The following is a 24783-nucleotide window of genomic DNA, read 5'->3' as shown; positions in this document are numbered from 1 at the left end:
TCAAAAACTAAAGTTCTCTTAATTAAAGTTTTGCAGTACAACGATTTTGGTCTAAATAGCATTCGCCACAATAAACCCGCTTGTCCACGCATTCTGGAAATTGAATCCGCCTGTAATCGTATCAATATTGACAATTTCACCAGCAGAATGAAGGTTTTAGTAGAACTTTATTTTCATGGTTTTGAAGGAATACTGAAGATTATAATCCATTTTTTTTTACAAAATTCATCATTGCAGCAGTGTTTTTTAATGATGTTTTTCTAATAATATTTTTTCTATGTGTATTAACCGTGTGAACACTTAGATGGAGTTGGCCAGCAATCTCCTTTGATGAGAAGCCCTCAATTACGAGCCTCATTATTCGGATTTCACTTTCTGTGATGTTGATATTGTCCTTCTTTTTTTCTAATAACGTTTTGTCAAAATGGTCCAGAATAGGAAAATGGGGATTACCATTTTTGATGTTTTCAACAGCTTCAATTAAATCGGATTCTCCAATGAATTTGGTTAAATAACCAGAGATTCCCATTGTTTTTAGTTCTTTAATTAATTTTATTTCTTCTTTCATTGAAACAACTAAAATTTTTATGCCTGGGTAGTTTTTTCTAATCTTTTTAGTGGCTTCAAAACCATTTAATTCAGGCATGTTTAAATCTAAAATAATTAAATCTGGAATAGATAAATTCAAATGACTTAATAGAGACTTACCGTTGTTGAGTATTGCAGTTACGACTCCTATTTGGTTTCTGTCTATAATGTTTTGTAATCCATCACAAAAAAGGGTGTGGTCGTCTACGATGAAAATATTGTATGATTTTTCCATTATAATGGTATTTGAATAATAAAAATAGTTCCATCTGTATTTGTATCACAAGAGTAAGTTCCTTTGAGGTATTTTATTCGGGTTTGAACATTTGATAATCCAATCCCGTTATTGATTTTGTCTTTTTTGAATCCAATCCCGTTGTCTTCTATTATAATTTCTATTTCATTGTTTTCGATGTAGATTTGAATGTCTATTTTGGTTGCAATGGCATGTTTGATGGCATTGTGTATGATTTCGATAATGATTCTATAGAGATGTGTTTGTTTGCTTTTTTCGAGAGTTTCAAAATCGCCGGTGTGGTTAAAAGAAAATAAAATGGTTGGATAACTACTCTGATAAATTTGTATTTTTTCTTCTACAATTTCTTTTAGATCAGAATAATCAAAACATTCTGGCATCATTAATTGGCTAATGTCTCGAACTTCTTCATAAATCGTTTTTAGATTGGAAATGATTTTTTGTTTGGCGCCATTGTTGTCATTTTTTTGTGAATCATTGAAATAATTCTCAATCATTAATCGTAGAACGGTTAATCCGCTGCCAACTTCATCGTGTAAATCTCGTGCGATTGATTCTCTTTCGTCTTCTTGTACTTTTAAAATTTTAGACGTTAAATCTGCATTAACCTTGATTCCCTCTAATTGAAGTGCTATAAAATTATCTCTTTCTTTTTTGTGTCCATAAACAAAAAAGGCTGTAAGCAGCGTTATCTCTATTAAGAAAGAAATTTTAATTCCGTTTAAATGTCTGATTTCTCCGAAAGTAGCTATTCCAAATTTATGTAAAATTAAAAAAACAACGGATAAAAACATGAATAGGTTTGAAACTAAAAAAGCATAAGCTGTTTTGTTCTTTTTAACTAAAGCATAGATTAGAGCCAGTAAATATACCGTTAAAGACAGATAAAATAGGTTGTAGGAGCAACTTCTAATTTGTCTCAGGACTTCATTTTGAGAAGCAAACATTAGACTACTAATAAGCAATACTATGCTCATTGCTAACATGGCTAAATTGATGTAATTTATAAAAGGATATATTTTAGGGTACTTTGTTTTGTAATTTGTAAAAAGTAAGAACACTTTAATAAAAAAGAACAGTGCCATACTCGAAAAAAAATTCTTGGAAATTAAAACCTCATATTTCAATATCGTTTTTGGAAGCAGTACCGCATCATAAAGATGTTCTCTAATAAAAAAGAATAATAAGAAGGTCAAGTAAAAAACGAGGTATACATAAATTTTATTTCTCAAAAGGATAAATAAGAAGACATTAGTCAGTAAAGCAAGTGCTAAAAAGCCTAAAAAAAGACCGAAAAATAAGCCTTCAAATTGGTTGAAGAAGAAATAATCTTCGACTGTTGTAAAGTCCGAAGTGGTGTAAATGTTATTTTTAATTGTGGGCTTTATTTTTACCAATAAAAGTTTTGTTTCGGTGGGTTTAAAGTCGATTTTCAAACAAGGGAACAGTACTTTAAATTTCCTTTCTTCTAATGGTTTATGTGCCGAAATGCTTTCAATAAACTGTGATTTTTTGTTTTTTATTTCAAAAAAATCAAAAGAAATCCCGTCATTATAAAAATTCCAAGCATACGATTGATCTGTCAAAGCGGTATTGGTTACTTTCAAAGCGAGCCAGAAGGTGCTTTTGGTGAAGCCTCCGTTAAATATTCTGGAATCTTTGTGTACGGGTTTAAACTCATTATTGGTCAATTTGTTCACTAATTGATCTGCCGTCATAGCGTTGGAGACATCTTCAAACGAGTGATAATAATTCCCCAAAAGAATTGTATTAGCACCGTTTACTTTGAGCGTATCCAAGTTGTTTTGGGCAAACATTGTGCTGAAAGCAAAGTACATAAGCAGAATTACGGTGTTTTTTGGCATACGCAAATGTATCATAAATAGTTTGTGTAAATATACCTACTCTTAGGTATTGTTTACCCTTGACGATATGTTGAGATTTGTAAATATATTAGAAACTAAGTAAAGATAAGGGATTGATAAATAAGCCCGTTAGCCGAAAAGGGTTTTATAGAGTAGGCAAATTAAATTATAGAAATTATGAAAAACAGCATGAAAGCTATTCTAAAAACTTTTTTGGCACTACTATTAATTAGTACATTGACATTTTCGTGTTCTAATGATGATTCGTCTCAACCTAAATTTTCAGAAACTCCAACTGCGCTTGCAAAATTCGACGGAAGCAATTTTGGCACCTACAAAGGAGTGTTTACGGGTTCTACCGGAACAATAGTAATCAATCTTAATGATGACAATACCAAATCTGCAGTTTTAACTATTGACGGGAAAGCGTATACTTACACAGCTACAGAAACCAGTGCCAACGGTCAGGTTACTATTGGATTAACTTTTACAAATGGAGCTTCTTCATTTGATTTCAATGTTAGTGCTTCGGGTGAAGAACCAAATATTACGAACATTATAATTATTGGACATCCATTAGCTGGTATTGAAATACAGAAGGAATATTCAGATAAAATTGTAAAATGTTACATTGGGACCTATACTGGTTTAGATAAAAAAAATTATGAGCCATTCAACATGAGTTTGTCAAAAGATAAGCTTATTGGTTTAGCTGCAAGACCAGTGTCTAATGAGGAACCGGTGTCAATGACAGGAAGTGTATTGCTAAATACATTTATGGGAACGGCAGGAAATGGTTCTTTTAAAGGTACCATAACGGACGAAAATATAAATGGAACTTGGGAAAACACAGATGGCGATAAAGGTACTTTTAGCGGAAAAAGAGCCCTTTAAGCCTTGATTCACATAATTACGGAAACGTTGGATAAGTATGTTTTAAATCTTTTATAAATGTGTTTTTTTCAGAAGTTTAAAAAAGGGTTTGATTTTAAATAAAAATCAAACCCTTTTTTAAATCGTATTTTCAAATTAGGATTGGATTTTGCAACTTCTTATCTAAGTATTGGCAATAGCATTCGCCAAAATAAACCCGCCTGTCCACGCATTCTGGAAATTGAATCCGCCCGTAATCGCATCAATATTCACGATTTCACCTGCAAAATAAAGGTTTTCGTGCAGTTTGCTTTCCATCGTTTTGAAGTTGATTTCTTTTAAATCAATTCCGCCGGCAGTCACAAACTCTTCCTTGAAAGTGCTTTTTCCGTTGACCTGAAAAGTACTATTCGTTAATTGATTGGTTAGATTTTGCAATTGTATTTTTGACAAATCGGCCCATTTAGTTTCACCTTCAATTCCTGAAGCGAGTACTAAACTTTCCCATAATCTATTGGTTAATTGGAATGGGGATTTTTTTGAAACCGATTTTTTCGCGTGTTCTTGTTTTAATTCTTTCAGCTTTTTCTCGACATCCGCTGTGTCGGCATCATTCAACCAATTTACAAAAATGGTAAACTGATAATTTTTATCGAATAAAATTCGGGCTCCCCAAGCGGAGAGTTTTAAAATTGCAGGACCGCTCATTCCCCAATGGGTAATTAACAAAGGTCCTGTAGAGGTGAGTTTGGTGTCTTTTACCTTTACGGTAACTTGTGCTGCTACGCCGGGTAATTCTTTTATTCTGGCATCTTTGATGTTGAAAGTAAATAGGGAAGGAACCGGACTGACCACCGCATGACCAAAAGTTTGTAGCATTTCCCATACTTTAGGATTACTGCCTGTAGCTAAAATTAGTTTTTCGACAAGATAATTTTCATTTTGGGTTTCTATTTTCCATAGATTATCTTTTTTGAAAATAGATTGCACACTTTCTCCTGTAAGTACTGCAATTCCCAGTTTTTGTGTAGCTTTCAGGAAACAATCAATAATCGTTTGAGACGAATTCGAAACCGGAAACATGCGTCCGTCAGCTTCAATTTTGAGTTCTACGTCATGTTTCTCGAACCATTCAATGGTGTCGCCAGAACAAAACTGATGAAAAGGTCCTCGTAATTCTTTTTCGCCACGCGGATAAAACTTCACCAATTCGTTCGGTTCGAAACAAGCGTGTGTCACGTTGCATCTTCCACCACCGGAAATGCGAACTTTATTCAGTACTTCTGTACCGCGTTCCAGAATGGCTACTTTTAGTTTTGGATTTTTTTCCACAATGTTGATTGCTGTAAAAAATCCTGCAGCGCCGCCACCTACTATTATAATGTCAAAATTTTGATTCATATTCTATTTGGGAAATCAGTGATGATTCCGTTTATGTTGAATGTTTTTATTTTTTGAATATCTTCTAATTCATTTATGGTCCAAGGGAAAACCTGCAATCCTTTTTGTTGCATTTGAGCCGTATTTTCTTTTGTTAATAAATGAAAATGCGGATGAATGGACTTTGCCTGAATGAATTTGGCGAAAGCCAACGCCAAGTCTAAATCGGTTTCTGTTAAAACGCCAATTGGAATTTTATCATTCAAAAACGCCACTTGTTGCAGCGCATTCCAATCGAAACTGGAAATTAAAAAAGAATCGTATTTCCACCCTTTTTTAGCAACATATTTCTCAATGAGAGAAACCACTTTATCTGCCGCTTCATAACTTTTAAGTTCAATATTGATAAAACAATCTTGGTTTACCAAATCAAAAACTTCCTTCAGCGTTGGAATTTTATGTACTCCATTTATTCGAAAAACGTTCAATTCTCGCAAAGATAATGTATTTATAAAGCCTTTTCCATTGGTTGTTCTGTCAATGGTTTCGTCGTGAATAACAATTATTTCGCCATCGGCGCTCAAATGTACATCGAGTTCAATCCCGTCCACTTGCATGTCTAATGCTTTTTGGAACGAAATAAAGGTGTTCTCCGGTTCATATCCTTTTGCGCCACGATGTCCAATTTTGAGCATTGTTGTCTATTTTCTGGTAAAGGTAAACATAAAAAAAACGCCTTCATTTCTAAAGGCGTTTTGATGAAAATTAAATTTAATCTCTTTTCAGTTCTGTTCTGGAATTTAGGTTTTAATTCAATTCTAAAATCAGAACCGATTTTCCATCCAATGAAATCTCGTCTTTCAAATCGAATGCTTTTCCTGTCAAAACATCTTTTCCGGATTTGAAATTTTTGATGTTTTCCTGAAAACGATTTGTTTTGAATGTTTTTGCTTCCGCAGTATTGTTGATGACCACCATAACGGTTTCCTTCTCGTTATATCTAAAATAAACATAGACATTATTTTCAGGAATGTAATGCGTCATTTTTCCGAAATGGATTACCGATTTTCCTTTTCTCCATTGAAACAATTTCGATGTAAAATCAAAGAATTTATTCTGTTCTTCGGTTCTCCCTGCTTTTGTGAATGCATTGTTTGTATCGCCAGCCCAACCTCCCGGAAAATCTTGACGGATGTCTGCATCGCCTTTGCCTTTGTCACCGGCCATCCCGATTTCTGAACCGTAATACGTCTGCGGAATTCCACGAACTGTAGCAATCAGAGTCATTGCCATTTGGTATTTTTTGAAATCATTTTTATAAATATGGTTGAATCTTCCAGTGTCGTGATTTTCGACGAAAGTCAACAGGTTATTCGTATTTGCATATAAAAAATCATTCGTGAAATTGTCGTAAACCTTAATCATTCCGTCGCTCCAAGAAGCCTTGTCTTCGTTGAAAACATTACCGAAAGCATCGTGCAACGTGAAATCCATTACGCTTGGCAAATAGGAATTGTAGCTTTGAATAGCGCTAATCGGACTGTCTTTTTGCCAGTAGGACATTTGTGCTTGGTCGTGCATCCAAACTTCTCCGACGATGTTGAAATTCGGGTATTCGTCTGTAATTGCTTTGGTCCATTTTGCAATTCCAACTTTGTCATTATAAGAGTATGTATCGACTCTGAATCCGTCTAAATCGGCGTATTCAATCCACCAAATGGCATTTTGGGTAAGATAATTTAGAACCAAAGGATTGGATTGATTCAAGTCAGGCATTGAAGGAACGAACCATCCATCCATACAGTTTTTGGCATCAATTGCCGAAGTATTGGTATCAAATTGAGTTGTCATTCTGTAGTTCGATTGCGAAAATCCTGGGAATTGATGCACCCAGTCATAGGTTGGCAAATCTTTGTACATCCAATGTTCGGCACCCCAGTGATTCGTCACATAATCTTTGACCAATTTCATATTTCGCTTTTTCAATGCTGCCGAAAGGCGAACATACTCTTCATTGGTTCCATAGCGCGGATCTATTTTGTACACATCCGATTGTCCGTATGTATGGTAGGAATACGCTTTGTCGTTGTCTTCGCAGAGTGGCGTGCTCCAAAGTGCAGTAACTCCCAATTCTTGCAGATAATCCAGATGTTGTATCATTCCTTTAATATCGCCACCGTGGCGTCCTCCGGGTAAGCTTCTGTTAGCTTTTTCAGTAACCGATTTGTCATTGTCGTTGTTTGGATTTCCGTTAGCGAAACGATCCGGCATAAGCAGATACATCATATCCGAAGAATCGAAACTTTTGCGTTGAGCGGAATTCGGTCTCCTTTGTTTTAAAGCATATTTTTTTGTGAAAGCAACTTTTTTGTTTTTAGAAAAGGAGAAAACCAATTCCGATGCAGGACTATTTTTGGTGTCGATGGTTACAAAAACGTAGTTCGGATTTTCAGTTTTTTTAATGTCTTTTATAACAATATTATTGGAAACAGAAACTTCATTTTGAGCAATATTTTTTCCGTAAAACATAATCTGAAGCTCCGGATTTTGCATGCCAGCGTACCAAAACGGAGGCTCGGTTTTCTGAATTTGAGCATTTACTGAAACGGATATCAATAAAACGATAGCCATTATTTTATTGAATAAAAAGGTATTTATGTTGAACTGTATTTTTTGAGTACTCATAATTATTTTGTTGAATTAAGGTTCTACTGGAAATATTGTGAAACATCAAAATAAAATTTAAACCATATAAGAAATATAAGGACATCTAAGAGAAATCTATCGAAGTATCAACTTAAAGGAACTTATATTTCTTATATGGTTAACTAAAATATTTATTTATTTTCAATTATACTAATCGCGTAACCGCCACCTTGCACAGAAAGCTGCGATAATTTTGATTTATTTGTTACAGCCACTTTTTTGATAGTGTACGCTTGCGGATTTGTTTTGTAATGAGCATCCTTGGCATCTGCATAAATGGTTGCCGTGTATTTTTTGCCTTTTTCAAGGAAGCTGAAATTGATGTTTGATGTACGGCTTGTATCCCCGTTTACATTTCCAACGAACCAGTTATTGGTTCCTTTTGCTTTACGGGCTACAGTTACATAATCGCCAGGTTCTGCTTCTAAATAGTTGCTTTCATCCCAATCGATTGCTACATCTTTAATGAACTGAAATGCATCAGCAAATTTAGTGTAATGCTCAGGAAGATCCGCCGCCATTTGTAACGGGCTGTACATGGTTACATACAAAGCCAATTGATTTGCCAAAGTGCTGTTTACATGCGATTTGTTATCAGGATTCAATTTGCTTAAATCCATTTCGAAAATACCAGGCGTATAATCCATTGGTCCGCCGATTAAACGGGTAAAAGGTAATACCGTTACGTGATTCGGTTTAGAACCTCCAAAAGACTGATATTCCGTTCCTCTGGCTGCTTCGTTACCAATTAAATTTGGATAGGTTCTGCAAATTCCTGTTGGACGAACGGCTTCATGCGCATTGACCATAATTTTATAATCGGCTGCTTTTTCAAGGGCATATTGGTAATGATTTACAATCCATTGGTTGTAATGATTTTCTCCACGAGGCAAAATATCACCTACATAGCCACTCTTCACCGCATCATATCCGTTGTCTTTCATGAACTGATACGCTTTATCCATATGACGCTCGTAATTACGTACCGAACTAGACGTTTCGTGATGCATAATCATTTTAACTCCTTTTGATTTTGCATACTCGTGTAAACCTTTCACATCAAAATCCGGGTAAGGCGTCACAAAATCAAAAACGTAATCTTTGGAGTGCCCAAACCAGTCTTCCCAACCTTCGTTCCAACCTTCAACCAGAACACCATCAAAACCATTTTGGGCTGCAAAATCGATATATTTCTTTACATTGGTATTATTTGCACCATGTTTGCCATTGGGTTTTGCTTTTGAAAAATCAGTAACACCAAGTTGTACCGAAGGATATTCATCAGTATATGCCCAAGAGCTTTTTCCTGTAATCATTTCCCACCAAACACCAATATACTTAACTGGTTTTATCCAAGAGGTATCCTCAATTTTACATGGATCATTCAGATTCAATGTCATTTTTGAACCCAAAATGTCTTTGGCATCATCGCTAACAATTATCGTTCTCCAAGGTGAAACACTCGGTGCTTGAATGTATCCTTTGTCGCCTTTGGCATCTGGTGTAAGCCATGATTCAAAAACCATGTTTTTATCATCCAGATTCAAATGCATGCAAGAATAATTGATTAACGCCGCTTCATGCAGATTAATATACAATCCGTCTTTAGTTTTTAGCATAAGCGATGTCTGAACTCCGGTTGGAGAAAAATTCTTTTGTGAAACGTTTGCAGTGTAGGCAGCTTCAGATAATCTACGGATTTCAGATAATTTCGATTTTGTATAATCGTATTCCTGTGTGTCATAATCTCCCGGAATCCAAAAAGCGGTGTGGTCACCCGTCATGGCAAATTGGGTTCTTTCTTCTTTGATTACAAAATACGTAAGGTTTTTTTGAGAAGGGAATTCATAGCGAAACCCAAGACCATCGTCAAACAAACGGAAACGAATTATTAACTGTCTGTCGGTTCCTTTTTGGTTTAAGGTTACCGCAAGTTCGTTATAATGATTACGGATTTTTGCCACTTCTCCCCAAACCGGTTTCCAGGTTTCATCAAAAGTGGTTGTTTTAGTATCCATAACAGTAAAATCATTCAGTAATGATTTCGTGTCATTTTTTAGTTCAAGACCCAATTTACTGGATTTAACAACCTCTTTGTTTTTGTATTTAAGGTTGTAAGTTGGAGTGCCATCGCTTTGCAGCGAAAATTCCATCACAAATTTTCCTTCGGGGGATTTTAATTGTTGTGCTCTGGTTATGTTACAAAATGTAAGCAAGATGAAAGCGGAGAAAATGAAATTCTTCATGTTTTTAAATTAAAAAAGTTATAAACCTGAGTTCGATTATTATTCTGTTTTTAAACTGCCGTTAATGTGCTAGATATAATTTACGTCTCTATCCTGCAAGGTCTTTTTTGACCTTGTAGGTATGACAAATTAATCTCAACATACCTACAAGGTTTTTGAAACCTTGCAGGACTCCTTAACTTTTTAATAGTCAATAAATTATTGAAACTATTATTTTAGACCATTTCAAATTTTGTAGCGATTACAGTTTGTCCATTTACCACAATGGCTAAATCGGTATCTCCATCCACAGAAAAAGTGGTTTCCTTATGATTAATAGCTACTTTCAGAATCTGATTTCTGAAATTGATTTTAAACGAATAGCCATTCCATTCTTTTGGAATTTTTGGAGAAAAATGAAGTTGGTCTTCTTTAATTCTCATTCCGCCAAAACCTTCCACAATACTCATCCAGGTTCCGGCCATAGAAGTGATATGACAACCTTCTTCCACTTCTTTGTTATAATCATCTAAATCCAGACGAGAAGTTCTCAAATAGAAGGTATACGCCATATCCATTTTGTCTAATAAAGCAGCCTGAATCGAATGTACACAAGGAGAAAGTGAACTTTCATGAACCGTAAAGGATTCGTAAAATTCAAAATTGTTTTTTAGTTCTTCTTTCGAAAAATGATCTTCGAAGAAATAGAAACACTGTAAAACATCGGCTTGTTTAATGTATGGCGAACGTAAAATTCTGTCCCAAGACCATTTTTGGTTGATTGGTCTTTGGCTTTTGTCTAAATCGGCTACGCGAACTAATTCTTTGTCCAAGAAACCGTCTTGTTGCAAATACACGTTATGTTCTTCGGAAAAAGGGAAGTACATATTATCCGAAACTTTTTTCCAAGATTGTAATTCAGCATCCGTGATTTTTACTTTTTCGGTAATTCTTTTGTGATCCGAAGGATATTCCAATGATACTTTTTGAATCTGTTCGTACGTATATTCCAGACACCATTTGGCAATATAATTGGTGTAGAAATTATTGTTTACATTGTTCTCGTATTCGTTTGGACCGGTAACTCCAAGAATTACGTATTGGTTTAAATTAGTCGAAAAGTTGGCTCTTTGGTGCCAAAAACGAGCAATTCCTATTAATACTTCCAATCCTTTTTCAGGAATATAACTGTAATCGCCTGTGTATCTGTAAAAATTGTAAATGGCAAATGCGATGGCTCCATTTCTATGAATTTCTTCAAAAGTAATTTCCCATTCATTATGACATTCTTCACCGTTCATCGTTACCATTGGATACAAAGCGGCGCCGTTAGTAAATCCTAATTTGGCAGCATTTTCAATGGCTTTGTCCAATTGATTGTAACGGTAGGTCAATAAATTTCGAGCCACTTCTTGATCTTTGGTCGCCATGTAAAACGGAATGCAATACGCTTCAGTGTCCCAATAGGTAGAACCTCCGTATTTTTCGCCCGTGAATCCTTTTGGTCCAATATTCAAACGGGAATCTTTTCCTAAATAGGTTTGGTTTAACTGAAAAATATTGAAACGAATCCCTTGCTGTGCTTTTACATCGCCATCAATGGTAATGTCTGACATTTCCCAAATTTTTGCCCAAGCATCAATCTGGTCTTGCAACATTTGGTCGTATCCTAATGTTAATGCAGACTGAATTACTTTTTCCGCAGCAGTATTTGTATTTTCATGGTTTAAAGAAACCGTGTAACCACCAATTTTTTGGATGGATGACTTTTGGCCTTGAGCAACAATTACATCGTAACTAAATTGAATTTTATCGGATGTTGCATCAATATTGGAAGGAGAAATAGCTGTTTTTTCACCATTAGTCAAAATGCTATTCTGCATGAAAGTAGTTACTTTGAAATGTGTTTTGAACGTTTGAGCCGTTACAAAAGCTTCATTTCCAGATTTTTTTACGTCAAGCGGCTCCCAGAATTTTTCTTCCCAGTTGGCATCTTCATTGGTTACACCAGCGTCGATATACGGTTTGTAAATTATTTTTGAATCTTTGTTTAAAGGGATGATTTCGTAATTAATTACCCCAACTTCATCTAAAACGATAGAAAGAAAACGACGAATAGTAACTGCGATTTCAGTTCCGTTTTTTAAAGTCGCTTCAAAAGAACGATTGTACCAACCTTCTTTCATATTCAGCTCACGACGAAAGTTTTTGACTTCTGAACAGGTATTCAAATCCAGTTTTTCTCCGTTGATTTCGATGTCGATTCCAATCCAATTGGGTGCATTTAAAACTTTGGCAAAATATTCCGGATAACCGTTTTTCCACCAGCCCACTTTGGTTTTGTCGGGATAATATATTCCGGCAATATAACTTCCTTGGAATGTTTCTCCAGTATAATTTTCTTCAAAATTAGCACGTTGCCCCATTGCCCCGTTTCCAATGCTGAACAAACTCTCAGATGATTTCACGCTCTCTGCATCAAATCCTTCTTCTATGATAGACCAATTATCTGGTTTTATATAATCTTGATTCATTTTTTCTAATTTAAAGATTCAAAAATTTTAAAATTTAAAGATTGTAATGCTATTCTTAATCTCAAATAATTTTTGATTCTAGTTTTTTAATCTTTTAATTTTCAGTTGTTTATTAATTCCTTAATAAAGTTGGTGTCAATTTCAGTGAAATCTTCAAATATGTATTTTGCTTCATGCAAAATCGCTGCTTCACCAATTCCTACACTGGTCATGTTTCCAATATTGGCAGCTTGAACTCCTGCAACTGAATCTTCAAAAACAATGGCGTCTTCTGGTTTTGTGTTTAATAATTTAGCCGCAATCAGGAAAACTTCAGGATCCGGTTTTGCATTTGACACATCATTTCCATCGACAATAGCGTCAAAATAGGGTAGTAATCCTGTTTTTTCCAGAATGGGTCTGGCATTTTTGCTGGCTGAACCTAAAGCGATTGGTTGTTTGTTTTCTTTCAGAAATTTTAAAATGGTGAAAACTCCCGGAAGAATTTCACTTTCGTCCATATCAACTAAATAGGATAAATAGTCCTCATTTTTTTGAACCAACCATCGGTCTTTATCTTCTTGTGCAGCTTCTACTTTTCCTAGTTCTAATATAATATCCAAAGAGCGCACGCGGCTCACTCCTTTTAATAATTCATTATGCTCCAGTGTAAATTCAATATTTAATTCATTTGCGATTTTTTGCCACGCTAAATAATGGTATTTAGCCGTGTCAACAATCACTCCGTCCAAGTCGAATATAAATGCTTTTTTATTCATCGATTATTGTTTTATTACGTCATCAACATCCTGTACTTTAACTACTAAAACAGCAGCAATCAAGAAGCTGACTCCACTAGTGACTAATGCAAATATGGCATTGTCATTGTATAAATATTTTACTAATGGTCCGCCAATTAAGGCGTTGATAATTTGAGGGATAACGATAAAGAAGTTGAAAATTCCCATGTAAACTCCCATTTTCATTGGAGATATTGATCCGGCTAATATGGCATAAGGCATGGATAAAATACTGGCCCAAGCGATACCAACACCTATCATAGACAGGACTAGCCAGTCTTCATTGGGTACAAAATAAATGGAAATCAATCCAAGACCACCAACAATTAGCGAAATAGAATGCGTCAATTTTCTACCGAATTTTTTTGCGATATAGGGTAAAGCAAAAGCATAGAACGCGGAAACCAAATTGTAAATGCCAAACAGTACGCCAACCCAGTCGCCTGCATTTTGATAGGCGGTACTTTTGCTATCCGTAATAGGTAAGTCGTAAATATGATGGGCAATGGCAGGAGTAGTAAAAACCCACATTCCGAAAAGGCCAAACCAAGAGAAAAATTGTACCCAACTCAATTGTCTCATTGTAGTGGGCATTTTTCTAAAATCGTCAAAAATGTCTAATAAACTCGATTCTTTTTGATTGGTATCAGAAACTCTGGTTTCCTGATGCGCCATTTCGTCTTCAAATTGAGCTAATTCTTCCGGAGAATATTCTTTGGTAGTAAAAATGGAAACAAGAATTGAAGCGACAAGAATGACTGCTCCAATGACAAAAGATAAAATTAAGTGCATAGGAACGCCACTATCTTCATTTTTATTTGAAACGCCAAACCAATTCGTCAAAACATAGGGTAACAAAGAGCCAATAACGGCACCAAAACCAATTAAGGCCGTTTGCACACTAAATCCTAAAGTTCTCTGATCCGTTCTTAAATTGTCTCCTACTAATGCTCTGAAAGGCTCCATAGCAATATTGAAGGAAGCATCCATAATCATCAGCATTCCTGCACCAACCCATAAGGCAGGTAGAAACGCAATAAAAATTTCGGCTTGTGGCATTAATATTAAACCAATTGAGGCTAATAAAGCACCGACTAAAAAGAAAGGTTTTCTTCTTCCAAATTTCCCCCAAGTTTTGTCACTGTAGTGTCCAATTATAGGTTGAACAATAAGTCCCATTAAAGGGGCAATGATCCAAAACCAGGAAAGTTCGTGGACATCAGCACCAAAAATTTGAAGAATTCTGCTGGCATTAGCATTTTGAAGGGCAAAACCCATCTGTATTCCTAAGAAACCGAAACTCATGTTCCAAATTTCCCAGAAACTTAATCTACGCTTTTCCATTATCGTAATTTAAAAAATTAATACGATAAGCGCTATGCTTATCAAAACTTATCTTATTTTCGAAGTAAAAGTTGAAGCTTTGATGGGGTAAATATAAAAATATATTTCAGACTTTTATTTTTTAGAAACGAATAAAAGTAAAGAATTTCAACTACAAGGTTGTAGTAATGAATAAATTAACAAATAAAGACTAATTAGTTGATTCTCTTTCTATCAAATGAGTTTCAATTACTTCGGTTTTATAGTTTTCATCTTCTTCATTTTCCTCAGATTCGAGTCTTTCTATTAGCATTTTTGCCGCTTTATTTCCCATTTTTATTCCACTCTGGCTTACGGTTGTAATAGTAGGTGTAGAATATTTTGAGATTATGCCATCGGTAAAGGCAATAACCGCTAAATCTTTAGGGACGTTTAATCCTATTTTGCTTGCGGTTTTAATTATGGTTACTGCAAAAAGCTCATTTACTGCAAAAACAGCATCAATGGCTTTGTCTTCCAGCAGTTTTCCAATGGTGATTTCGCAGGTGTCAATATCTTCAATTTTGATAATTAGGTTCTCATCAAAAGGTATTCCGTTATCCAGAAGTGCTTTAATATAACCGTCAGTCCTTAGTTTGCCTACGCTAACATAGTCAACGGTAGTTACCAAGGCAATTTTTTTTCTTCCTTTGTCAATCAAGCTTTGAACCGCTTCATAAGCCGCAGATTGATCGTCTATGATTACTTTGTCGCAAAGGATATCATTTGTAACTCTGTCAAACATCACAACAGGCATTCCTTGATTGATTACTTCTGTAATGTGATGAAAGTCGCCTCTGAATTGGGTTTCTTTTGAAAGTGACATAATGAAACCGTCAATGCTGCCATTAGCAAGCATTTCCATGTTTAAGACCTCTTTGTCAAAGGAGTCGTCCGATAGGCAAATGATTACACTATAGCCGTTTTCATTGGCTACCTGTTCTATTCCGTTAATAACCGTGGAGAAGAAATGGTGAACAATTTCAGGAATAATGATCCCAATAGTTTTAGTTTTTCTGTTTTTTAGGCTAAGGGCTATATTATTGGGCTTGTAATTATAGAATTTAGCAAAGGCCTGTACTTTTAGTCTGGTTTCTTCGCCTATTTCAAGACTGTTTCTCAGGGACTTTGAAACAGTAGAGATTGATACATCTAATTCTTTTGCAATTTGTTTGAGCGTTATTTTCCTTTTCATGATGAAGATGTGGTAATAATTTATTTCTTAATAAAGATAAAATTAAATTTTATAAATGGTAATTAAACTGATAAAATTTTATGTAAATCAGAAAGTTTTCAACACTATTACGTTTTCGTAACTCAAATAAAAAGAGGTCATGTCGGAGGTGACAAATTTTACATAAATTTAACATTCGAAGTAATAGTTAAGCATAAAAATTCAAGAAAAAAATTAAATTAATTTAAACAAAAAGTATGAAAACAATTTATAAAAAGTTGTTAATTTTAGTACTGCTACTCCCTCTTAATATTCTGGCTCAGAATACTATTGGCGGAACTGTTCTCGATAAAGTATCAGGACAGCCTATTCCGGGAGTAAATATAAAAGTACAAGGTACCGCTAATGGAGTTTCTACTGATTTTGACGGTAAATATCAGTTATCTAATGTTAAGAAAGGCGATAATATCGTGTTTTCTTATATTGGATACAAAAATACGGTTGTTAACTACGATTCTCAAAAATCACTAAATGTATCTTTAGAAGAAGATTCAAATCAATTAAAAGAAGTTGTAATCCAAGTGGGTTACGGCACCGTTAAGAAGAAAGATGCTACGGGATCAGTTTCTCAAATTTCTGCTAAAGAGTTTAATAAAGGGATTAATGTAACTCCTGAAAGTTTGATTAGTGGCCGTATTTCAGGTGTTAATGTTACAGGTGGCGGAGCACCAGGGGCTAAAGCGGATATTAGAATCCGTGGAGGATCTTCTTTAAATGCTTCTAATGAGCCGTTAATCGTTTTAGATGGACTTCCTTTAAGCAATACAACACCGAGTGGTGCTACAAGTATTTTATCTACAATTGACCCTAATGATATCGAGTCTTTTACCGTTTTAAAAGATGCTTCTGCAGCTGCAATCTACGGATCTAGAGCGGCAAATGGAGTTATTGTTATTACAACTAAAAAGGGAACAAAAGGTGGAGTGAAAGTTAATTTTAGTTCTCAAGTTGGTGTAAATACTGTCGCTAATACGGTAGATGTATTAAGTACTGACCAATTTCGTGCATTGGTAAATGAAAAAGGATCTAACGCACAAAAAGCGCTATTGGGTACTGCCAATACAAACTGGCAGGATGAAATTTTTCAAACAGCGTTAACAACAAACAACAATATTTCGGTTAGCGGAGCTTTGTTTGATAAATTACCTGTAAGATTATCTGTTGGGAATGTGAATAATCCTGGAATCTTAAAAAACACTTCTTTTGAAAGAACTACGACATCAGTATCATTAAATCCTGTTTTATTTGATAATCATTTAAAAATTGATATCAACGGAAATCTATCCTTTGGTAAAAATAGATTTCAAGATGAAGGCGCTATTATAGGAAGTGCAATTGGATTTGATCCTACACAACCTGTTTTTGATTCAAGTTCTCGTTATGGAGGCTATTTCGAATGGTTAGAGGCTAACGGTAATTTACCATTATTACCAGCAAGAAACCCAGTGGCTCGATTAAATCAAGATGAAAGAAGAGCTACTTCTACCAGAAAATGGGGAAATATTCGATTAGATTATAAATTTCATTTCTTTGAAGATTTAAGAATAGTTACAGAGGCAGGTATTGATAGATTTGATAGCAGTGGATATACAGAAGTAAGCACGCAAAGTGCTTTAGGGTATCAGCCAAATGCGTTTAGTTCTGGTAATTGGGTAAATTTAGGAAATTATTCTACGTATACAGATGCGCTTCAAAACAAAAACTTAAATACGTATTTTAATTATACTAAAGATTTAGGGAAATTTAAAATTGATGCTACGGCGGGTTACAACTATCAGTTATTTCAAAAAGAAAAATATGAGTCTGGTGAGCTTAGACAGCCAACTCCTAAAGAAGATGTTATAACAGATCCAATGATCAACTTACAATCGTATTTTGGACGTTTGAATTTAGGGTACGATAGCAGGTATTTAGTGACTTTAAATTACAGAAGAGATGGAACTTCACGTTTTTCTAAAGAAAACAGATGGGGTAATTTTGCAGGAGCAGCTTTAGCATGGAATGTGGCTGAAGAGGCCTTTTTAAAAGATAATGCTACTCTTTCCGGTTTAAAATTAAGATTCGGATACGGGACGACAGGTCAGCAAGATATTTCTGCTCAGTATGATTATTTAAGAAGAGTAACTTTAGGGACTATTAATTCACAGTATATTTTTGGGAATACAGTTTATACAACAGCTAGACCTGAAGGATATAACGAGAATATCAAATGGGAAGAATTAGCAGAGATGAACTTAGGTATAGATTACGGATTCCTTAATGATAGAATTACAGGATCTATTAACTATTTTGATAAAGAATCAAGTGATTTATTAGCAGATATAGCGGTTCCAGATGGTGCAAATATTAGAAATCAAGGTTTCTTTAATATTGGTAGTGTGAGAACAAAAGGAGTTGAATTTAGTATTCAATCAGATATTATTAAAAATGATAATTTGACTTGGAATGTAGCTTTTAATGCGACTTATATTGATCAAAAAATTTCGGAGTTAGGAGTTACCGTTCCAGGATTCCAGGGTTATACGACAGGAGCTATATCGGGAGGAGCAAATAATAATATTCAGATTAATTCAGTAGGATATGCTCCAAACTCATTTTTTGTATATGAGCAATTGTATGATGCGAATAAGAGACCTATTCAAGGAGCTTATGTAGATAGAAATGCAGATGGCAAGATTGATGACGGCGATCGTTACAGATACCATAAAGCGGCACCAGATTGTACTTTTGGATTGTTTTCTACATTAAATTATAAAAAATTCGATTTCACGATGAACTGGAGAGCCAGTCTAGGAAATTATATTTTTGACAACGTAAGTTCTGATAAAGGATACTCAGATGCTGGTTTAAGAAGACAAACGGATTTGTCTAATGTTAGCTCTGATTACAATAATACAGGTTTTACTTTTGAAGATAACGGAACACAGCGCTATTTGTCTAATTATTTTGTAAAAGATGCTTCTTTTATTAAACTTGATAATGTAACTGTTGGCTATACTTTAGATAAAGCATTATTAAAAGCAGCTTCGTTACGATTTACAGTTGGTGTTCAAAACGTTTTGATATTAACAAAATATGACGGTTTAGATCCAGAGAAATTCAACGGAATCGATGGGAATGTATATCCAAGAGCCAGAACTTTCTTGTTCGGAGTAAATGCAAATTTCTAATAGGACATTAAAAAATAAAATTTTTAAAAATAAACAAAATGAAAATATCATTTAAATATATATCTTATTTTCTCCTATTCATTTTAGGATTGAATTTAACGCTTATTTCATGTACGAGCGACTTGGATGTGACTCCAAAAGATGATGATGAGTTTCTTTCTGAAACCTTTTTTCAAGATCCGGCATCGTATAAACAAGTATTGGCAAAATTATATGCCGGTTTGTATGTAGGAGGTAATGATGGAGATGGGGCAGCAGATATTGCAGGAATAGGAGGCGATTTTAGCAGTTATTTGAGATTGCTTTTCGTAACGCAAGAATTTACAACAGATGAAGCAATTATTGCTTGGGCTGATGGTACTTTGCCAACATTAAATGCTCAAACCTGGTCGCCTGCTAATGAGTTTTTGGCCGGGACATTTTCAAGAGCATTTTATGAAATTAGTGTCGCCAATGAATTTTTAAGACAAACTACAGAGGCAAAATTAGATGCTAGAGGTGTTGATGCTACTTTAAAAGCAGAGATTGCTACTTTTAGAGCTGAGGCTCGTTTCTTAAGAGCATTTTCCTATTACAACTTAATGGATTTGTTTGGGAATGTGCCTATTACTACAGAAAATGATCCTGTAGGGTTATTTTATCCAGTACAAAAATCAAGAGCAGAAGTTTTTGCTTTTGTTGAATCTGAATTAAAAGATTTAGACAATAGTTTGGCTGCTTCAAAAACAAATGAATATGGTAGAATTGATAAAACTGCGGCTAAATTTTTATTAGCACAAGTGTATTTGAATGCTAAAATATATACAGGTACCGATAAATTTAAGGAAGCGGCGACATTATGTAATGAAATCATAACAGCATCAGGGTATACTTTTGCTAATGTTCCTTACAGCTATTTATTTTCTGCAGATAATAACAGAAACGGAGCTCAAAACGAAGTCATTTTTCCAATTATAGGTGATGGTAATGCTATTAGAGCTACAGGTGGAGGGATGAGTTTTATTATGCACGCTTCTATCGGAGGTAGTATGGATGCCGCTTCTAGAGGTATGGATGGTGGATGGCAGGGAATTAGAACTCGTAGAGAGTTTGTAGCACTTTTCCCAGACGAAACCGCTACAGCAGATAAAAGAGGAACATTTTATACTGATGGTCAAACGTTAGATATTGTCAATGTTGGAACTTTTACAAATGGTTATGCTGTTACAAAATACATTAATAAAAATTCTGACGGTACTGCTGCGCAAAGAAATGACATTCCAGATATTGACTTTCCTATGTTCAGGTTATCAGATGTGTATTTGATGTATGCAGAATGTGCTGTAAGAGGTGCTGCTGATACTGACATGGCAAAAGCAGTTGGATATATCAATAAATTAAGAACAAGAGCAAATGCTGCCACAATTACAGCGGCAAATATGAATCTTAACTTTATTTTAGATGAAAGAGGAAGAGAATTGTTTTGGGAATGCCATAGAAGAACGGATTTAATTCGTTTTGGAAAATTTACAGGCGGAGATAAAATTTGGCAATGGAAAGGTGGTTCTATAAACGGTAATGCAACTGAGGCTTATAGAGATTTGATGCCTATTCCAGCAAGGGTTATTCAAGCGAATCCTACGTTTAAACAAAATCCCGGATACAACTAACGTCTTATAAAACAGTAAAATGAAAAATATATATATAATTTTAATCGCATTTATTGGTGTATTAGCGGTTTCATGTAATGCGGATGATGTTGATAATAGGCCAATAATTGAAGCGCTTTCGACTCCTGAACTAACTGCGCCTATAACAGGGAAACAGTTTGTTTTAAATGAAGATAATGCTTCAGTAGAGGCAAGTAAATTTGAATGGTCAGTTGCCAAATATTCTACAACTGTAGTCGTTTCTTATACTTTATTAATTGATAAAAAAGGAGGTGATTTTAGTACAGCGAAAATTCTTGGTACAATCAAGAATCTAAATCAACTTAGCATTTTGGTAAAAGATTTAAATTACACAGTTAAACAATTAGAAGGCGTAGCTGGAACGGAAGGTTTTTATGATCTTAAAGTAATGTCAAGTGTTTCAGGGGCTGTTGTTATGCTTTCCGAGAAGAGTATTACAATTGCTGTTACTCCTTATAATGATGCCGTAGCGAATAACTGCCCAAATCAATATGCTGTAGGTGCGGGAATTTCAACTGCAGGTTGGGGTTGGAATAGCCCCTTAACGTTGGTTTGTAATGATAATATTTTAGTTTCTACAGCTGATTTAATTAATGATAGCTTTAGATTTTTTACCACTAATGGAGATTGGGGTTCTGGCAGAAATTACCTTTGGTATATAACAGAAGGATATAAAATCAGTTCCTCTTTAGTGAATGCTAATGATGGGGATTCAAATTTCAAATTTACTGGAACACCAGGAAAATATCGTGTTAAAGTTGATCAAGTTGCAAAAACAATAACTGTTGCACAAGGGGAAACTGCTGCAAATTCAATTTGGTTAGTAGGAGCTGCTACTCCTGGTGGTTGGTCTTGGACTGATGATAAGGAAACAGAATTGTCATTAATATCAGATGGTATTTTTGAAGTACCATTGGTGTTAAAATCGGGAGAATCTTTTAGAGTATTTTTTGGTAATGATGGAACCGAAAATGGAAATTGGGGTACGGGTAAAAACTACCTCTATTATTCAGGAGAAGGATACGCCATTTCTTCAGAGTTAGAAAATGCTTTGGATGGAGACAGTAATTTTAAATATACTGGAGCAACAGGTCTTAGGATTTTTAAAATCAATACCATTGCTAAAACGATTACATTGAACTAGTATATAATATAATTTATAAAAGGGCTATCTACGGATAGCCCTTTTTTTATAAAACGAACCAATAAACCATACTATGAAAAAAACGATACTTTTATTATTATTTTTCCTTTCAATTGTCGCTTCTGCCCAGAAACAAACGGTACCTTATTCTATAAATCCAGCCACTTTTGAGGAGACAACTGCTATTACCATTACCATCAATGGAAGTAGTATAAATGAAGCGACTTGGGGAGTTACCGGAAATGCATTATACATGTGGACCTGGTCTTTTGACAGCAATGATGCGAACAGTGTTGATTGTCCTACTAATGGTTCGTGGACAGCATCTAACGAGGCGAACAGGTTTGCCTATAATTCAATTACCGATACGTATACTAAAACCTTCACGCCAAATACCTTTTATAACAGAACAGGAATTGGGAAAATAGGTTTTTTGGTTAAAGCAAAGGATGGAACTGGAGATAAAAAATCGCAAGATAATTTTGTCGAAGTTGGAATTTATCAGGTTACACTAACTACTCCAGCTGAGAATAGTTCTACCATTATTGCTTCAGGCGGAAGTTTGACTATTGCAGCCACTAATACCGGTGGAAATGCCAGTTATGTATTGAAAGCAAATGGCACAAATTTAAATACCAATGCCGCCACTTCAACTTATTCATATAATCATACAAACATTACAGGTAATCAAAATTATGAATTGCAGGTTACTCAAGGAACAACTGTAATCACTAAAAAGTTCAGTGCTATAGTTAATCCGAATGTAGTTAGTGAGTCTATGCCGGCAGGTTTGTTGGATGGAATCAATTACAACACTGCCGATGCCACAAAAGCAACTTTAGTTTTGGATGCGCCATTCAAAGATTTTATTTATGTAGCGGGAAGTTTCAATAACTGGCAACCTACGGCTTCTTATGCAATGAAAAAAGATCCTGTCTCTGGCAAGTTTTGGTTAGAATTAACCGGATTGGTTTCAGGTACAAATTATACGTATCAGTATTGGGTAGTTGATGCAACACCTCTTGCAGGAACGCCTTCTTTAGTGAAAACTGCCGATCCGTATTCGACACTTGTTTTGTCTCCTTATGATGATCCTTTTATTCCGGCTTCGACCTATCCAAATCCTCCAGTGTATCCTCCAGGTCAGGAACGTGAAGTGACGGTATTACAAACGGGGCAAACGCCTTATGTTTGGAGTAGTGCCACTACAAATTTTGTTAAACCCGCTAAAGAAAAACTAGTAGTTTATGAATTGTTGGTTCGCGACTTTGATGCCAACAGAAGCTATCAGGACTTGATTAATAAAATCGATTATTTCAAAAATTTGAAAATAAATGCGATTGAATTAATGCCCGTGATGGAATTTGAAGGCAATGAGAGTTGGGGATATAATACCTCTTTTCACATGGCTTTGGATAAATTTTATGGTACTTCAGATAAATTAAAAGAGTTTGTGGATTTATGCCATCAAAACGGAATTGCCGTTATTCTTGATGTGGCGTTGAACCATGCTTTTGGAAGAAATCCAATGGTTCGTATGTGGATGAACGATGCTGATGGTGACGGTTGGGGTTCTCCTTCAACGGAGAATCCGTATTTCAATGCAACGGCAATGCATAGTTATAGTGTAGGGGAGGATTTTAATCATCAACAGGCAAGAACGCAGAACTATGTGCAACGTGTGATTAAACAATGGGTAGAAGAATATAAAATTGACGGGTTGCGTTGGGATTTAACCAAAGGATTTACCCAAAATTGTCCGTCTAATGTTGCTGGTGGTCAGGATGCCTGTACCGGGGTTAAACAACAAGATCGTGTTGATGTTTTGAAAAAATATGCCGATTATTCTTGGTATTTAGACCCGACTCATTATACTATTTTTGAACACTTAGGGAATGATGATGAAGAGCAACTTTGGGCGAATTACAGAATTAATGAAACGCCAAGTAAAGGAATTATGATGTGGGGAATAATGACCGGTCAATACAATGAATTGTCTATGGGGTATTCCGGAAATATTTCTCGTATGAATAGTACGAGCAGAGGCTTCACCGCAAATAGATTGATGGGTTATGCCGAAAGTCATGATGAAGAACGCTTGATGTATAAAAATTTACAATTCGGGAATAGTTCAAATATGGCCCATAATGTAAAAATACTAAATGTAGCTTTGTCTAGAATGTCAGCAATTGGAGCCGTTTCTTTATTGGTCCCGGGACCAAAGATGATTTGGCATTTTGGTGAGCTAGGTTGGGAAAATTCTATTTTTGCTTGTAATAATGGAACGGTAAACACTTCGTCAGATGCAACATCTGGGGATTGTAAATTAGATACCAAACAGCAACCGCAATGGGTGAATAATTGGCTTGAAAATACCAACAGAAATAAAATTTACAACGATTGGGCCAAAATGATTACGATGAAAACTGTAGAGCCTGTTTTTTCTGGAACTGCAACCATGTCGAATACCAGTTCGTTGTATCCAAACATCAAAATTACCAATAGCGCTTTGGCGTCAAGCCAACTTAAAGATGTTTTGATCTTGGCTAATTTTAATGTAACCGCACAAAATGTAGCAACTGGATTTCCTTACACTGGAGAGTGGTACAATTTGATGGATAATACGACAATTACGGTGATGAATGTAAATGATCCAATAACAATTCCGGCTGGTGAATACCGAATCTATGGAAACAAAACGGCCTCTTTGGCAATAGTTGATTATGAAAAAACACCAACTGTTTTATTGTATCCAAATCCGGCTTCCAGTTATTTTACTTTAAATGCTGCGACTTCTAAAGTTCAAATTTTTTCTATAACGGGACAATTGGTAAAAACGTTTGATGCAAATCAATCCGAAGGGCATCAATTTATGATTAGTGATTTGAATCAAGGTCTTTATATAGTAAAAGCGTATGATGAGAATAACGGAATTCAGGTGATGAAGTTCATTAAGAAATAATACGGTTTGTTTGTTTTAATGTTTGAAAGGCTGTC

15 protein-coding genes and 1 pseudogene are annotated in these 24783 nt (G+C 35.2%); 5 read left to right on the top strand and 11 right to left on the bottom strand.

Annotated elements, in window-relative coordinates:
- Positions 1–51 precede the first annotated feature (51 nt).
- From E0I26_RS05730 to E0I26_RS05720, 3 genes and pseudogenes are all read right to left on the bottom strand, one after another.
- Positions 52–195: pseudogene (locus tag E0I26_RS05730) on the bottom strand (aminoacetone oxidase family FAD-binding enzyme); the annotation flags it as partial.
- A gap of 4 nt (positions 196–199) precedes the next feature.
- A complete protein-coding gene (locus E0I26_RS05725) occupies positions 200–823 on the bottom strand; it encodes a response regulator transcription factor (RefSeq protein ID WP_131915541.1) in 624 nt (207 codons plus the stop codon).
- Complete coding sequence (locus E0I26_RS05720) at positions 823–2724, bottom strand: sensor histidine kinase (RefSeq protein ID WP_131915540.1); 1902 nt, start codon at positions 2722–2724, stop codon at positions 823–825. Before E0I26_RS05720 ends, E0I26_RS05725 begins: the two co-directional genes overlap by 1 nt.
- A 162-nt stretch (positions 2725–2886) precedes the next feature.
- Between E0I26_RS05720 and E0I26_RS05715 the strand changes: the two genes are divergently transcribed.
- The gene (locus tag E0I26_RS05715; RefSeq protein ID WP_131915539.1) at positions 2887–3603 is read left to right on the top strand and encodes a hypothetical protein; all 717 of its coding nucleotides are present in this window, start codon (positions 2887–2889) and stop codon (positions 3601–3603) included.
- Between the two features lie 162 nt (positions 3604–3765).
- Here the strand turns inward: E0I26_RS05715 and E0I26_RS05710 are convergent, their stop codons facing one another.
- From E0I26_RS05710 to E0I26_RS05675, 8 genes are all read right to left on the bottom strand, one after another.
- On the bottom strand, positions 3766–4983 hold the full coding sequence (locus tag E0I26_RS05710) for a BaiN/RdsA family NAD(P)/FAD-dependent oxidoreductase (RefSeq protein WP_131915538.1): 1218 nt from the start codon (positions 4981–4983) through the stop codon (positions 3766–3768).
- Positions 4980–5657, bottom strand: a complete 678-nt coding sequence (locus E0I26_RS05705) for a glycerophosphodiester phosphodiesterase (RefSeq protein WP_131915537.1) — start codon at positions 5655–5657, stop codon at positions 4980–4982. Before E0I26_RS05705 ends, E0I26_RS05710 begins: the two co-directional genes overlap by 4 nt.
- Before the next feature lie 112 nt (positions 5658–5769).
- Complete coding sequence (locus E0I26_RS05700; RefSeq protein WP_394346097.1) at positions 5770–7593, bottom strand: glycoside hydrolase family 13 protein; 1824 nt, start codon at positions 7591–7593, stop codon at positions 5770–5772.
- A gap of 206 nt (positions 7594–7799) precedes the next feature.
- The gene (locus E0I26_RS05695; protein ID WP_131915535.1) at positions 7800–9914 is read right to left on the bottom strand and encodes a glycoside hydrolase family 97 protein; all 2115 of its coding nucleotides are present in this window, start codon (positions 9912–9914) and stop codon (positions 7800–7802) included.
- Positions 9915–10129: 215 nt separating this feature from the next.
- Complete coding sequence (locus tag E0I26_RS05690) at positions 10130–12427, bottom strand: glycoside hydrolase family 65 protein (RefSeq protein WP_131915534.1); 2298 nt, start codon at positions 12425–12427, stop codon at positions 10130–10132.
- A gap of 101 nt (positions 12428–12528) precedes the next feature.
- Positions 12529–13185 carry a beta-phosphoglucomutase gene (pgmB, locus tag E0I26_RS05685; protein WP_131915533.1) on the bottom strand — a complete coding sequence of 219 codons (657 nt, stop codon included), beginning with the start codon at positions 13183–13185 and terminating at the stop codon, positions 12529–12531.
- Between the two features lie 3 nt (positions 13186–13188).
- Positions 13189–14550, bottom strand: a complete 1362-nt coding sequence (locus E0I26_RS05680; RefSeq protein ID WP_131915532.1) for an MFS transporter — start codon at positions 14548–14550, stop codon at positions 13189–13191.
- 190 nt (positions 14551–14740) lie between these two features.
- Positions 14741–15763, bottom strand: a complete 1023-nt coding sequence (locus E0I26_RS05675; RefSeq protein ID WP_131915531.1) for a LacI family DNA-binding transcriptional regulator — start codon at positions 15761–15763, stop codon at positions 14741–14743.
- A gap of 236 nt (positions 15764–15999) precedes the next feature.
- Here E0I26_RS05675 and E0I26_RS05670 point away from each other — a divergent pair, with 236 nt between their 5' ends.
- The 4 genes from E0I26_RS05670 (at position 16000) to E0I26_RS05655 (ending at position 24748) form a co-directional block, all read left to right on the top strand.
- Positions 16000–18972 carry a SusC/RagA family TonB-linked outer membrane protein gene (locus E0I26_RS05670; RefSeq protein WP_131915530.1) on the top strand — a complete coding sequence of 991 codons (2973 nt, stop codon included), beginning with the start codon at positions 16000–16002 and terminating at the stop codon, positions 18970–18972.
- Positions 18973–19010: 38 nt separating this feature from the next.
- Positions 19011–20621, top strand: a complete 1611-nt coding sequence (locus E0I26_RS05665) for a RagB/SusD family nutrient uptake outer membrane protein (protein WP_131915529.1) — start codon at positions 19011–19013, stop codon at positions 20619–20621.
- A 19-nt stretch (positions 20622–20640) separates the two neighbouring features.
- Positions 20641–21786, top strand: coding sequence for a SusE domain-containing protein (locus E0I26_RS05660; protein ID WP_131915528.1), 1146 nt, complete (start codon positions 20641–20643; stop codon positions 21784–21786).
- 73 nt (positions 21787–21859) lie between these two features.
- Positions 21860–24748, top strand: a complete 2889-nt coding sequence (locus tag E0I26_RS05655; protein WP_131915527.1) for an alpha-amylase family glycosyl hydrolase — start codon at positions 21860–21862, stop codon at positions 24746–24748.
- Positions 24749–24783: the final 35 nt, after the last annotated feature.

Source organism: Flavobacterium rhamnosiphilum (assembly GCF_004349195.1).
In the GTDB taxonomy this organism is placed as follows: domain Bacteria; phylum Bacteroidota; class Bacteroidia; order Flavobacteriales; family Flavobacteriaceae; genus Flavobacterium; species Flavobacterium rhamnosiphilum.
The sequence above is the reverse complement of the archived record's forward strand: the minus strand, read 5'-3'. Positions and strand labels throughout refer to the sequence as shown.